A 13,121-nucleotide genomic window follows, 5' to 3' on the forward strand; every position below is an offset into this window, starting at 1 on the left:
GGAAACCGATGACACGCGTTTACAATTTCAGTGCCGGGCCGGCGATGCTGCCGGAGGCCGTGCTCGAACAGGCCCGGGACGAGATGCTGGACTGGCAGGGCACGGGCATGTCGGTGATGGAGATGAGCCATCGCGGCAAGGCCTTCATGTCCATCGCCGAGCAGGCCGAGGCCGACCTTCGCGAGCTGATGGGCATTCCCGACAGCTATCGGGTGCTGTTCCTGCAGGGGGGCGCCAGCACCCAGTTCGCCATGGTGCCGCTGAACCTGACCGCGGGCGGTGCCACGGTCGATTACATCAATACCGGCGCCTGGTCCAAGAAGGCCATCGCCGAGGCGAAGCGCTTCTGCAACGTCAACATCGCCGGCAGCAGCGAGGCGCAGAACTTCACCACCGTCCCGGCGCAGGACAGCCTCCAGCTCAGCACGGACGCGGCCTATGTCCACTACACGCCGAACGAGACCATCGGCGGTGTCGAGTTCCCCTATGTCCCCGACACCGGCGAGGTGCCGCTGGTGGCGGACATGTCCTCGACCATCCTTTCCCGGCCCGTCGAGGTGGAACGCTTCGGTGTCATCTATGCCGGCGCCCAGAAGAACATCGGTCCCGCGGGTCTGACGCTGGTCATCGTGCGCGATGATCTCATCGGCAAGGCGCGCGGCGGCACGCCCACCATGCTCGACTACAAGGTGCATGCCGACAACGGCTCCATGTACAACACGCCACCGACCTATGCCTGGTACCTCGCCGGGCTGGTGTTCCAGTGGCTGAAGCGCAACGGCGGCCTGGCGGCGATGGCCGAGGTGAACCGGCGCAAGGCTGAAAAGCTCTACGCCGCCATCGACGGTTCCGATTTCTACAGCAATCCGGTCGATCCGGCCTGCCGTTCCTGGATGAACGTGCCCTTCGTGCTTGCCAACCCCGGGCTCGACGCCAGTTTCCTCCAGGAGGCCGAGGCGCGCGGTCTGACCACCCTCAAGGGCCATCGCTCCGTCGGCGGCATGCGCGCCAGCATCTACAACGCCATGCCCGAGGCCGGCGTCGACGCCCTGATCGAGTTCATGGCCGACTTCGAAAGACGCCACGGCTGACAAGATCCAACGCAAAGGCGCGGAGACGCAAAGAGCGCAAAGAAATGCGTTTCGAAAAGACATTTCCCTTCTTTGTGGCCTTTGCGACTTGGCGTCTTTGCGTTGAGAAAGAGGTACCTGCATGTACAAGATCCTGACGCTGAACAACATCTCCGTCGCGGGCCTGGAGCGGCTGCCGCGAGACCGTTACGAGATCGCCTCCGAGATCCAGCACCCGGATGCCATCCTGGTGCGGTCGCACAAGATGCACGACATGGAGATCCCCGCGTCGCTGAAGGCGGTGGGGCGTGCCGGTGCCGGCGTGAACAACATCCCCGTGGAAGAGATGAGCCGGCGCGGCATCTGCGTGTTCAATGCCCCGGGAGCAAATGCCAATGCGGTGAAGGAGCTGGTTCTGGCCGGCATGCTGATCGCCGCGCGTAACCTGTGTCCGGCCTGGGACTACGCCCGCAATCTCGAGGGTGACGACGCCGAAATCCATCGCCAGACGGAGGCGGGCAAGAAGCAGTTCGTCGGCTTCGAACTGCCGGGGCGCACCCTTGGCGTGATCGGCCTCGGCGCCATCGGTGTCAAGGTGTGCAACGCCGCCGTGGCGCTGGGCATGAATGTGGTGGGTTACGATCCGGACATCACTGTGCAACGTGCCTGGCAACTGTCTTCGGCGGTACAGCAGGCATCGAGCGTGGATGATCTGCTGTCGCGTTCCGACTTCGTGAGCTTCCATGTGCCACTGGTGGAAGGCACCCGCAACATGATCAACGCCCAGCGTCTGCGCAACATGCGCGAGGGCGTGGTGCTGCTCAATTTCGCCCGCGACGGCATCATCGACGATGCCGCGGTGGTCGAGGCCATCGATGCCGGCAAGGTGGGTGGCTACGTCTGTGACTTCCCGAACAAGCTGCTCAAGAATCACCCGAAGGTGGTGACCTTTCCGCATCTGGGTGCCTCGACCCGGGAAGCCGAGGAAAACTGTGCCATCATGGTTGCCGAGCAGGTTCGCGACTACCTGGAAAATGGCAACGTCCGCAATTCCGTGAATTTCCCGGAGACGGAAATGCCGCGAACCACCGAATACAGGCTGGCCGTGGTCAATGCCAATGTCCCCAACATGCTGGGCCAGATCTCCACCGAGCTGGGTGATGCCGGCCACAACATCGTGGACATGCTCAACAAGTCACGTGGGGACCTGGCCTATACGCTTGTCGATGTCGAGAAGCCGATCGCGGAGGCCACCCTGGATCGCCTGCGCGGTATCGAGGGTGTGCTTTCCGTTCGCGCACTGTGAACGGGTGCGGTGCACGCGCTTCGCGCGGCGCCGTGAAACATAAGATATTTTCCGTGCTTTCCGTGTGTTCCGTGGCTATAAATATCCTATGAACGAAGACGAGAAACTGGCGGGGATCAGGGCGCGGATCGACGAGATCGATGATCGCCTCCTTGAGCTGATCTCGGAACGTGCCCGTTGCGCCCAGGAAGTCGCCGAGATCAAGCAGGGCGAGGCGGACCCGGCCGGCTTCTATCGCCCGGAACGCGAGGCACAGATCCTGGGCCGCATCCAGGCGCGCAATCCCGGGCCGCTGTCCGGTGAGGAGATCGCGCGCCTGTTCCGCGAGATCATGTCGGCCTGTCTGGCGCTGGAGCAGCCCCTGACCATCGGCTACCTGGGACCCGCCGGGACCTTCACCGAGGCCGCGGCCCTGAAGCATTTCGGGCATTCGGTGCGTACCGCGCCGCTGGGCGCCATCGACGAGGTGTTCCGCGAGGTCGAGTCGGGCAACGCCCACTACGGCGTAGTGCCGGTGGAGAACTCGACCGAGGGGGTGGTCAACCACACCCTGGACATGTTCCTGCGATCGCCGCTCAACATCTGCGGCGAGGTCCAGCTCCGGGTGGAGTTGCACCTGATGGGCAAGGTCGATGACCTGTCGCGGATAAGGCAGGTCTTCGCCCACCAGCAGGCCCTGGCTCAGTGCCGGGAATGGCTGGATGCCCGGCTGCCCCATGCCGAGCGGGTGGCGGTGTCCAGCAACGCCGAGGCAGCGCGCAGGGTCGCCGGGCGCGACGATGCGGCGGCCGTTGCCGGTGCCAATGCCGCGGAGCTGTACGGACTCGGCATTCTTGCCCAGAACATCGAGGACGAGCCGGGCAACACCACCCGCTTTCTGGTCATCGGCCGCCAGCAGCCGGCGGCCAGCGGGGCCGACAAGACCTCGCTGCTGGTCTCGGTACGCAACCAGCCCGGGGCGCTGTTCCGACTGCTCGAACCCTTTGCACGCCATGGCATCAGCATGACCCGCATCGAATCCCGGCCCTCGCGCCAGGGGCTGTGGGACTATGTCTTCTTCGTCGACATAGAAGGCCATCGCGACACCCCGGAGGTGGCGCAGGCGCTGAAGGACCTCGAAGCCGAGGCCTCTGCCGTCAAGGTGCTGGGTTCCTACCCGAAGGCCGTGCTCTGATGTCCGAGCCTCTGTCCTGCGACCCCGATTTTCTGCACCGGGCCCAGCCCGGCGTGCGCACGCTCGCGCCCTACAAGCCAGGCAAGCCGGTGGGCGAGCTGGAACGCGAGTACGGCATCCGCGAGGCGGTCAAGCTCGCCTCCAACGAGAATCCGCTGGGTCCCGGCGAGCGGGTGCAGGAGGCCGTTCGGGCCGCGCTGCCGGAACTGTCGCGCTATCCCGACGGCAACGGTTTCGCGCTGAAGCAGGCACTCTCCGCACGGCTGGACCTGGACCCGCGTGGCATCACCCTGGGCAACGGTTCCAACGACGTGCTGGAACTGGTGGCGCGCGCCTTTCTCGGTCCGGGGACCGAGGCGGTTTTTTCCGAACACGCTTTCGCCGTCTATCCGATCGTCACCCAGGCGGTTGGCGCGCGTTCGCGCGTGGTGCCGGCGGGCGACGGCCGGCGGGCGGCCCGTTTCGGCCATGACCTGGAGGCCATGGCCGAGGCGGTGGGCGAGGACACCCGCGTGCTGTTCATCGCCAACCCGAACAACCCCACCGGCACCCACGTCGACGGCGAGGCCCTGCAGGCACTGCTGGCGCGGGTGCCGGCCGAGGTGCTGGTAGTGCTCGACGAGGCCTATGTCGAATACGTCGAGGCCCCGGACTATCCGGACAGCCTGCCCTGGCTGGCGCGTCATCCCAACCTGGTCATCACCCGCACCTTTTCCAAGGCCCACGGCCTGGCCGGGCTGCGCGTGGGCTATGCGCTGTCGCATCCTCAGGTCGCCGATCTGCTCAACCGGGTGCGCCAGCCCTTCAATGTGAACAGCCTGGCCCTGGCGGCCGCCGAGGCCGCGCTCGGGGATGCCGCACATCTCGCCCGCAGCATCGAGGTCAACCGCGAGGGCATGGCCTTCTGGGAGGCGTACTGTCGGGAGGCGGGGCTCGACTACATCCCCTCGGTCGGCAACTTCATCACCATCGATGTCGGCCGTCCCGGCGCGGAGGTCTACGAGGCGCTGTTGCGCGAGGGCGTGATCGTGCGCCCGGTGGCCAACTACGGCCTGCCGGATCATCTGCGCATCAGTATCGGCCTGCCGGAGGAAAACCGGCGCGCCGCCGAGGCGCTGTCGCGGGTGCTGTCATGATCCGGCGCCTGTGCATCTTCGGCGTGGGCCTGATCGGCGGCTCGCTGGCGCGCGCGCTGCGCAAGGCCGGTGCCGTGGAGGAGATCGTCGGCTGCAGCCGACGCGTCGAGCACCTCGAAGAGGCGCAGCGACTGGGCGTGATCGATCGCTTCGACACCGATCCCGCCAGCGCGGTTGCGGGCGCCGACATGGTGGTGGTCGCGGTGCCGCTGGGCGCGGTGCGGCCGGTGCTCGAGGCCCTGCGGCCGGGACTGGCGGAAGAGGCGGTGATCACGGACGTGGGCAGCGCCAAGGGCTCGGTGGTGGCGGACGTGCGTGCCGTCTTTGGTACCATGCCGCCCAATTTCGTGCCCGGCCACCCTATCGCCGGCACCGAGCAGAGCGGGGTGGCGGCCTCCTTTCCCGAGCTGTTCGAGCATCGACGGGTGATTCTGACGCCGGTGGCGGAAACCGCGCCCGAGGCCCTGGGCCGGGTTCGGGACATGTGGGTCCGCACCGGCGCCGAGGTGGTGGAGATGAGCGTGGCCCTGCACGACGAGGTGCTCGCGGCCACCAGTCATCTGCCGCACCTGCTGGCGTTCGGTCTGGTGGACAGCCTCGCCCGGCTGCAGGAACACCGGGAGGTGTTCCGCTTCGCCGCCGGTGGCTTTCGCGACTTCACCCGCATCGCCTCCAGCGACCCGGTGATGTGGCGTGATATCTGCCTGGCCAACCGTGATGCCGTGCTCCAGATGCTGGACCGCTTCACGGCCGACCTGGCGGAGATGCGCGCCGCCATCGAGGCCGGTGATGGCCAGGCGCTGCTCGCGTGTTTCCAGCGCGCGAAACAGGCGCGCGATGAGCATGTGGTTGGGCGTGAGGAGTGAGGAGTGAGGAGTGAGGAGTGAGGAGTGAGGAGTGAGGAGTGAGGAGTGAGGAGTGAGGAGTGAGGAGTGAGGAGTGAGGAGTGAGGAGTGAGGAGTGAGGAGTGAGGAGTGAGGAGCAGACACGATGGGCACGGCGCGATGCGCCTTTGCCCATCCTACGGTTGCATTCATGGACTTGGGACCATCCCGGTTTTGAAGCAATCGAGGACAACCAATGACTGAGGTGCGTTTTCAGGTGGCACCCGGCGGCCGGCTGAGCGGCCGCGTGCGCGTGCCGGGCGACAAGTCCATCTCGCACCGTTCCATCATGCTCGGTTCGCTGGCGGACGGGGTCACCGAGATCACAGGCTTCCTCGAGGGCGAGGACAGCCTCGCCACGCTGGCGGCCTTCCGCGCCATGGGCGTGCCCATCGAGGGGCCGGATGCGGGCGCGGTGCGGATCGAGGGCGTCGGCCTGCACGGCCTCAAGGCACCTGACGGCCCGCTGTATCTGGGCAACTCCGGCACTTCCATGCGCCTGCTCGCGGGGCTGCTCGCCGGCCAGGCCTTCGACACAGTGCTGACCGGCGATGCCTCCCTGTCCGGCCGCCCCATGCAGCGGGTGATCGACCCGCTGACCGAGATGGGCGCGCACATCGAGGCCACAGAGCAGGGTACGGCACCGCTGCACATCCATGGCGGCCGCAGGCTGCACGGCATCCACTACCGGCTGCCGATGGCCAGCGCCCAGGTGAAGTCCTGCGTGCTGCTCGCCGGCCTCTATGCCGAAGGGCGCACCTGCACCACCGAACCGGCGCCGACCCGCGACCATACCGAGCGCATGCTGCGGGGCCTGGGCTATGCCGTCTCGGTGGCGGGGGCCACGGCCTGCCTCGAGGGCGGCGGCCGCCTGCAGGGCACCCGCATCGAGGTGCCGGCCGACATCTCCTCGGCGGCCTTCTTCCTGGTCGGCGCCAGCATCGCGCCGGGTTCGGAGCTGACCCTCGAACACGTGGGCATGAACCCGACCCGGACCGGCGTCATCGACATCCTGCGGCGCATGGGCGGGGACATCGAGGTCAGCAACGAACGCGAGGTCGGGGGCGAGCCGGTGGCCGACCTGCGGGTGCGCAGCGCCGCCCTGCACGGCATCGAGATCCCCCCCGGGCTGGTGCCGCTGGCGATCGACGAATTCCCTGCGCTGTTCGTGGCTGCCGCCTGCGCCGAGGGCGAGACGGTGCTGACCGGGGCCGAGGAGCTGCGGGTCAAGGAGAGCGACCGCATCCAGGTCATGGCCGACGGTCTGCAGGTGCTGGGCATCGATGCCCGGCCGACGCCGGATGGCATTCGCATTCGGGGCGGGCGGCTCGGCAGTGGCCGGGTGCACAGCCACGGCGATCACCGCATCGCCATGTCCTTCGCCATGGCCGCGTTGCGCGCGGCCGGTCCCGTCGTCATCGAGGACTGCGCCAACGTGAACACCTCCTTCCCGGGCTTTGTGCGGCTCGCCGCCGAGGCGGGGCTGAAGATAGAGGAGTGGGGGTAATGGCACCGGAAGGAGGTGCCCCGGATTGCCGGATCGTGCGCGGGACGGCCATGGGTTCGCGCGTAGCCCGGATGAAGGCCGCAGGCCGCAATCCGGGAAGGCGGCGGGTTATCCCGGGGTGGCCTTGCCGATGAGCGACATACCGGTTGTCACCATCGACGGGCCCAGCGGCTCGGGCAAGGGCACCGTGGGTCGGCGCATCGCGGCGGCCCACGGCTGGCATTTCCTCGACAGCGGTGCACTGTACCGCATCCTTGCCCACGAGGCCCTGCGCCAGGGCGTCCCGCTCGATGATGCCGACGCCCTGGCCCGGCTTGCCGGGACCTTGCGCATCGGCTTCCCCAGCGATTCCGATGCCATCCTCGTCGATGGCCGTGACGTCAGCCGCGACATCCGCAGCGAGGCAGCCGGCGAGGCGGCCTCGAAGGTGGCGGCGCTGCCCGAGGTGCGCGAGGCCCTGCTGGCGCTGCAGCGCGGCTTCCGCCAGCCGCCGGGGCTGGTGGCCGACGGGCGCGACATGGGCACTGTCGTGTTCCCCGATGCCCCGGTCAAGGTGTTCCTGGACGCCAGCGCAGAAACAAGGGCAGAAAGGCGCTGCAAGCAACTGGAAGAAAAGGGAATTCCCGCCGATTACGATGCGATTCTGGCCGACATCCGTCAGCGCGACGAACGTGACCGCAACCGTCCGGTGGCCCCCCTGCGGCCGGCCCCGGATGCGCGGGCGCTCGACAGCACGGGGCAGGATCCGGAGGCGACGGTGGCCGCCGTGGAGGCCCTGATCCGCGAGCGCCTGGGGGACGTCTGAATCCCGTTCCGGTGGGGTGGTGCTCTCCCCGGGGCGGGCGTATAATACTGAATTTCTTGGGAGGGGCCGGATTTCTGCGATCCGGCCCTTGTATTTGCAATCAACCCGCGGCCAGCGCGCTGCGGCACGAACCGGAACCGCCATGCACGCGGTTCAAGGAATGACTGACCCATGAGCGAAAGCTTTGCTGAACTGTTCGAACAGAGTCTTGCCAACCAGCAGATGAAACCCGGTTCCATCGTCACCGGGACCGTGGTCGACATCCGCCCCGACGTGGTCGTGGTCAACGCCGGCCTCAAGTCCGAGGGCGTGATCCCCATCGAACAGTTCTACAACGAACAGGGCGAGCTGGAGGTACAGGTCGGCGACGAGGTCGATGTGGCCCTGGATGCCGTCGAGGACGGCTTCGGCGAAACCCGGCTGTCCCGCGAGAAGGCCAAGCGCGCCCGCGCCTGGAAGGAACTGGAGAAGGCCTTCGAGAACAACGAAACCGTGACCGGCATGATCAGCGGCAAGGTCAAGGGTGGCTTCACCGTCGACATCAAGGACATCCGCGCCTTCCTGCCCGGCTCCCTGGTCGATGTGCGCCCGGTGCGCGACACCACCTACCTCGAGGGCAAGGAACTCGAATTCAAGGTCATCAAGCTCGACCAGAAGCGCAACAACGTGGTCGTCTCCCGTCGCGCGGTGGTGGAACAGGAATACAGCGCCGAGCGCGAGGCCCTGCTCAAGAACCTGCAGGAAGGCATGGTCATCAAGGGCGTGGTCAAGAACCTCACCGACTACGGCGCCTTCGTGGACCTGGGCGGCATCGACGGCCTGCTGCACATCACCGACATGGCCTGGAAGCGCGTCAAGCATCCTTCCGAGATCCTCAATGTCGGTGACGAGATCGAGGTCAAGGTGCTCAAGTTCGACCGCGAGCGCAACCGCGTGTCGCTGGGCCTGAAGCAGCTGGGCCAGGATCCCTGGGCGGATCTGGCGCGCCGCTATCCCGAGGGCACCCGCCTGTTCGGCAAGGTCACCAACGTCGCCGACTACGGCTGCTTCGTCGAGATCGAGGAGGGCGTCGAGGGCCTGGTGCACGTCTCCGAGATGGACTGGACCAACAAGAACGTGAATCCCGCCAAGGTGGTCCACGTCGGCCAGGAAGTCGAGGTCATGGTGCTGGACATCGACGAGGAGCGCCGCCGCATCTCGCTGGGCATGAAACAGTGCCACGCCAATCCCTGGGAGGCCTTCGCCGCCACCCACAACAAGGGCGACAAGGTCACCGGCACCATCAAGTCCATTACCGACTTCGGCATCTTCGTCGGCCTGGAGGGCGGCATCGACGGCCTGGTCCACCTGTCCGATATCTCCTGGAACCTGCCCGGCGAAGAGGCCGTGCGCAACTTCAAGAAGGGCGACGAGGTCGAGGCCGTGGTGCTGGCGGTGGACCCCGAGCGCGAGCGCATCTCGCTGGGCATCAAGCAGCTCGAGAAGGATCCCTTCTCGAACTTCGTGGCCGAGCATGCCAAGGGCAGCATCGTCAAGGGCACGGTCAAGGAAGTGGACGCCAAGGCGGCCATCATCGACCTCGGCGACGGCGTCGAGGGCGTGCTGCGTGCCTCCGAGCTGGCCCGCGACCGGGTCGAGGACGCCCGCAGCGTGCTCAAGGAAGGCGACGAGGTCGAGGCCAAGTTCCTGGGGGTCGATCGCAAGAACCGCAGCCTGATGCTCTCCATCAAGGCTAAGGAAAGCGATGAAGAGGCCGAAGCTATCCAGGACTACAGCCGTCAGTCCGATTCCGCCAAGACCACCCTCGGGGACATCCTCAAGGAGCAGATGGAGAATCGGGACTGATTTGCCAAATGCCTGATTTGGAGTTATAAATCAGGCGAGTGGACTGGAAAACAGGCTCGGGACGGCCGCCGGGCGGGCTCTGCCGGCGGCCGTCTGCCTCCCAACAGGATGGAAAATAATGACGAAGTCTGAACTGATTGAGATTCTTGCCAGCAAGAACAGCCACCTCAATTACAAGGACGTGGAACTCGCCGTCAAGAGCCTGCTGGAACAGATGAGCCAGTCCCTGGCCCAGGGCCAGCGCATCGAGATCCGTGGTTTCGGCAGCTTCTCGCTGCATTACCGGCCGCCCCGAATCGGCCGCAATCCCAAGACCGGCGAGGCCGTTGCCTTGGCCGCCAAGTACGTCCCCCACTTCAAGCCCGGCAAGGAACTCCGCGAGCGCGTCAATGCCGGTCGCGACAACGAGATCAAGGCCGCCAACAACGACAACGGCGAGTGATCCGCCCGCCGATCCTCGACACCCTGAGCTGGATGAAGGCCGCAGGCCGGCGTCGGGCGCCGGCATTGGCAAGTCCGGAACTTGTATCCCGTACCTTGCATCCTGTATCGGATCCCTGATCCCCCTCACACCCATCCCGTTTTCCGGCTACACTAGGCCCTCCCGCAACCTTGAGACGGAGCCTTCATGTCACGCCTGCTTTCCCTGCTGGCCCTGATCCTGCTGGTGGCGCTGGGACTGGTGTTTGCGGTCCTCAATGCACGGCCGGTGGAGTTCAACTATTTCTTCGGCCAGCGCGAGGTGCCGCTGGCGCTGACCCTGGTGCTGACCCTGGCGGCCGGCGCCCTGCTGGGCCTGCTGTTCAGTGCCGGGGTGGTGCTGCGCCTCAAGCGCGAGGCCATCCGCGAGCGTCGCAAGGCCCGGATGGCCGAGCAGGAAGTGGCCAACCTGCGCAAGCTGCCGATCAAAGACACCCCCTGACCATGTACGAGCTGCTGTGGCTGCTGTTGCCCGTTGCCGCAGCCTCCGGCTGGTTCGCGGCCCGGCGCAGCGCGCGCCGCAATCAGCAGGCCGGCCGCAACGAGTTCAGCCGCGACTACTTCCGCGGCCTCAACTTCCTGCTCAACGAACAGCCGGACAAGGCCATCGAGGTGTTCGTGCAGATGCTGGAGGTGGACTCCGACACCGTCGAGACCCACCTCGCGCTGGGCAACCTGTTCCGCCGCCGCGGCGAGGTCGACCGGGCCATCCGCATCCACCAGAACCTGATCGCGCGCCCCACCCTGAGCCGGGAGCAGCGCGCCCAGGCGCTGCTGGAACTGAGCCAGGACTACATGCGCGCCGGCCTGTTCGACCGCGCCGAGAGCCTGTTGCTGGAACTGCTGGACAACAACCTTCATACCCGGCCCGCGCTGCGCCATCTGCTCGACATCTACCAGCAGGAAAAGGAATGGGACCGGGCCATCGACATCGCCCGGCGGCTGGAGAGCGAGACCGGCCGCGGCATGAAGCCGGTGATCGCCCAGTTCCACTGCGAGCAGGCCGAGGAGGCGCTGGGGCGCGGGGACCTGGCCACGGCCACCGGCCTCATCAAGCGCGCGCTCGGCCACGACCGCCGCTGTGTGCGCGCCACCCTGTTGCAGGCCGGCATCCTGATGCGTGGCCGCCAGTACAAGGCCGCGATCAAGACCCTGCGCCGGGTCGAGGAGCAGGACCCCGACTTCATTCCCGAGATCCTCGAGCCCCTGCGCCAGTGCCACGAGGCGCTGGGCACCCTGACCGCGCTGCGGGACTACCTTGACGGCCTGGCCGAGCGCTATCCCGGCATCTCGCCGGTACTGGCGGAGGCGGATCTGCTGCGCGAACAGGAAGGTGACGATGCGGCCGTGCGCTTTCTTGCCGAGCAGCTGCGCCAGAAGCCCTCGGTGCAGGGCCTGGCGCGGCTGATCGATCTGCAGGCGGGGACCGCCGACGGCAAGGTCCGCGATGACCTGGAGATGCTCGGCCAGTTGGTCGACCGCCTGCTGGAAGGGCGCCCGGTGTACCAGTGCCGGCGCTGCGGCTTCGAGGGCAAGTCCCTGCACTGGCAGTGCCCCGGCTGCAAGGAGTGGAACACCGTCAAGCCGATCCAGGGCGTGATCGGCGAATGAACCCGCTGGAGGACCGTACGACCATGCCCGATTCCCCCGTCATCGTCGCCCTCGACTTCCCCACCGCCGAGGCCGCCCTGGACCTGGCCGCGCGCCTCGATCCGGCCCGCTGTCGCGTCAAGGTCGGCAAGGAGCTGTTCACCCGCAGCGGCCCCGCCGTGGTCGAGCGGCTGCAGGCGCAGGGCTTCGAGGTCTTTCTCGATCTCAAGTACCACGACATTCCCAACACGGTCGCCGCCGCCTGCCGGGCCGCGGCCGACCTCGGCGTGTGGATGGTCAATGTGCATGCCAGCGGTGGCCGGCGGATGATGGCTGCGGCGCGCGAGGCACTGGATGCCGCCCAGGGCGCCCGGCCGCTGCTGATCGGCGTCACCGTGCTCACCAGCATGGGCCCGGAGGACCTGGCCGAGGTCGGTGTTCCGACGCCCCCGGAGGAACAGGTACTGCGGCTGGCACGGCTGGGCCGGGACAGCGGCCTGGATGGCGTGGTTTGTTCCCCGCTGGAGGCCGCCCCGCTGCGCCAGGCACTCGGCCGCGACTTCAGGCTGGTCACCCCCGGGGTGCGCCCGGCCGGCGCCGCCCAGGGCGACCAGACCCGCATCATGACCCCCGCAGACGCCATGGCCGCGGGTTCGGACTACCTGGTGATTGGTCGTCCGATTACACAGGCGGACGACCCCATCGCTGCCCTGACGTCGATCCTGGCTGACATCGGACGGGGCTGAAGCCGGCTAGACTCCCTCCCGCGGAGCGGCAGGAGGCCGCCCGTTGCAACCCATCACTGGACCGACAAGGAGGTCTTCCATGAAACTTCTGCGCACCCTCATGCTCGCCGGGCTGCTCGGCCTCGGCGCCGGCCCGGCCCAGGCCGAATCCGGGCCCCTGGATCTCAACAAGGCCAGCGCCGAGCAACTGGCCGACGCCCTCTACGGCGTCGGGCTGACCAAGGCCCAGGCCATCGTCGCCTGGCGCGCCGAGCACGGCCCCTTCACCAGCATCGACCAGCTCGCCGAGGTCAAGGGCATCGGCCCGGCGCTGGTCGAGCGCAACCGCGACCGCGTGATCGCCGGCAGCGGGCAGTAGCGAGCACACGGGGCGGTGTTTCGACGCCGCCCCGAATTATGCGGGAAAGATTCACAAATCAGCCAATTGCCAGTGTATGCAACGCGTATAATGCACCCCCATTGGCGGGCCCTCGGCCTCGCCGTTGCGTAGGATGGGCAAAGCAAAGCGCGCCCATCAAAGAACCTGAGGCAGTCGGGTAGGATGGGCAAAGCAAAGCGTGCCCATCAAAAGCCCGGGA

Annotated in this window: 12 protein-coding genes and 1 pseudogene; all 13 read left to right on the forward strand. The window is 67.0% G+C overall.

Annotation, left to right across the window (positions count from 1 at the left end; translation table 11 throughout):
- The first annotated feature begins 8 nt into the window (after positions 1–8).
- Positions 9–1,091: a 3-phosphoserine/phosphohydroxythreonine transaminase gene (serC, locus tag MVF76_RS02530; RefSeq protein WP_297527213.1), complete on the forward strand. Its 1,083-nt coding sequence runs from the start codon at positions 9–11 to the stop codon at positions 1,089–1,091.
- A 121-nt stretch (positions 1,092–1,212) separates the two neighbouring features.
- The gene (locus tag MVF76_RS02535; protein WP_297527214.1) at positions 1,213–2,376 is read left to right on the forward strand and encodes a phosphoglycerate dehydrogenase; all 1,164 of its coding nucleotides are present in this window, start codon (positions 1,213–1,215) and stop codon (positions 2,374–2,376) included.
- 88 nt (positions 2,377–2,464) lie between these two features.
- The gene (gene pheA / locus MVF76_RS02540) at positions 2,465–3,550 is read left to right on the forward strand and encodes a prephenate dehydratase (RefSeq protein WP_297527215.1); all 1,086 of its coding nucleotides are present in this window, start codon (positions 2,465–2,467) and stop codon (positions 3,548–3,550) included.
- An 11-nt stretch (positions 3,551–3,561) separates the two neighbouring features.
- Positions 3,562–4,686: a histidinol-phosphate transaminase gene (gene hisC / locus MVF76_RS02545; RefSeq protein WP_411293540.1), complete on the forward strand. Its 1,125-nt coding sequence runs from the start codon at positions 3,562–3,564 to the stop codon at positions 4,684–4,686.
- Positions 4,683–5,552: a prephenate dehydrogenase/arogenate dehydrogenase family protein gene (locus MVF76_RS02550; protein ID WP_297527217.1), complete on the forward strand. Its 870-nt coding sequence runs from the start codon at positions 4,683–4,685 to the stop codon at positions 5,550–5,552. Before hisC ends, MVF76_RS02550 begins: the two co-directional genes overlap by 4 nt.
- Positions 5,553–5,648: 96 nt before the next feature.
- Positions 5,649–7,077: pseudogene (gene aroA / locus MVF76_RS02555) on the forward strand (3-phosphoshikimate 1-carboxyvinyltransferase); the annotation flags it as partial.
- A 130-nt stretch (positions 7,078–7,207) separates the two neighbouring features.
- Complete coding sequence (gene cmk / locus MVF76_RS02560) at positions 7,208–7,882, forward strand: (d)CMP kinase (protein WP_297527219.1); 675 nt, start codon at positions 7,208–7,210, stop codon at positions 7,880–7,882.
- Between the two features lie 171 nt (positions 7,883–8,053).
- Positions 8,054–9,727, forward strand: a complete 1,674-nt coding sequence (rpsA, locus tag MVF76_RS02565) for a 30S ribosomal protein S1 (RefSeq protein WP_297527220.1) — start codon at positions 8,054–8,056, stop codon at positions 9,725–9,727.
- 118 nt (positions 9,728–9,845) lie between these two features.
- The gene (locus tag MVF76_RS02570; protein WP_297527221.1) at positions 9,846–10,169 is read left to right on the forward strand and encodes an integration host factor subunit beta; all 324 of its coding nucleotides are present in this window, start codon (positions 9,846–9,848) and stop codon (positions 10,167–10,169) included.
- A 186-nt stretch (positions 10,170–10,355) separates the two neighbouring features.
- Complete coding sequence (locus MVF76_RS02575) at positions 10,356–10,649, forward strand: lipopolysaccharide assembly protein LapA domain-containing protein (protein WP_297527222.1); 294 nt, start codon at positions 10,356–10,358, stop codon at positions 10,647–10,649.
- Between the two features lie 2 nt (positions 10,650–10,651).
- Complete coding sequence (lapB, locus tag MVF76_RS02580) at positions 10,652–11,818, forward strand: lipopolysaccharide assembly protein LapB (protein WP_297527223.1); 1,167 nt, start codon at positions 10,652–10,654, stop codon at positions 11,816–11,818.
- On the forward strand, positions 11,815–12,543 hold the full coding sequence (gene pyrF / locus MVF76_RS02585) for an orotidine-5'-phosphate decarboxylase (RefSeq protein WP_317622920.1): 729 nt from the start codon (positions 11,815–11,817) through the stop codon (positions 12,541–12,543). The genes lapB and pyrF overlap by 4 nt, the downstream gene beginning before the upstream one ends.
- Positions 12,544–12,622: 79 nt before the next feature.
- The gene (locus MVF76_RS02590) at positions 12,623–12,901 is read left to right on the forward strand and encodes a ComEA family DNA-binding protein (protein ID WP_297527225.1); all 279 of its coding nucleotides are present in this window, start codon (positions 12,623–12,625) and stop codon (positions 12,899–12,901) included.
- The last annotated feature ends 220 nt before the right edge of the window (positions 12,902–13,121 follow it).

Origin of the sequence: Thiohalobacter sp. (assembly GCF_027000115.1) — a bacterium.
Classification (GTDB): domain Bacteria; phylum Pseudomonadota; class Gammaproteobacteria; order Thiohalobacterales; family Thiohalobacteraceae; genus JALTON01.

Coding starts and splice junctions, on each gene's coding strand:
- serC (WP_297527213.1), top strand. CDS start 9: ATGACACGCGTTTACAATTTCAGTGCCGGGCCGGCGATGCTGCCGGAG.
- MVF76_RS02550 (WP_297527217.1), top strand. CDS start 4,683: ATGATCCGGCGCCTGTGCATCTTCGGCGTGGGCCTGATCGGCGGCTCG.
- MVF76_RS02575 (WP_297527222.1), top strand. CDS start 10,356: ATGTCACGCCTGCTTTCCCTGCTGGCCCTGATCCTGCTGGTGGCGCTG.
- pheA (WP_297527215.1), top strand. CDS start 2,465: ATGAACGAAGACGAGAAACTGGCGGGGATCAGGGCGCGGATCGACGAG.
- rpsA (WP_297527220.1), top strand. CDS start 8,054: ATGAGCGAAAGCTTTGCTGAACTGTTCGAACAGAGTCTTGCCAACCAG.
- lapB (WP_297527223.1), top strand. CDS start 10,652: ATGTACGAGCTGCTGTGGCTGCTGTTGCCCGTTGCCGCAGCCTCCGGC.
- MVF76_RS02570 (WP_297527221.1), top strand. CDS start 9,846: ATGACGAAGTCTGAACTGATTGAGATTCTTGCCAGCAAGAACAGCCAC.
- pyrF (WP_317622920.1), top strand. CDS start 11,815: ATGAACCCGCTGGAGGACCGTACGACCATGCCCGATTCCCCCGTCATC.
- MVF76_RS02535 (WP_297527214.1), top strand. CDS start 1,213: ATGTACAAGATCCTGACGCTGAACAACATCTCCGTCGCGGGCCTGGAG.
- MVF76_RS02590 (WP_297527225.1), top strand. CDS start 12,623: ATGAAACTTCTGCGCACCCTCATGCTCGCCGGGCTGCTCGGCCTCGGC.
- cmk (WP_297527219.1), top strand. CDS start 7,208: ATGAGCGACATACCGGTTGTCACCATCGACGGGCCCAGCGGCTCGGGC.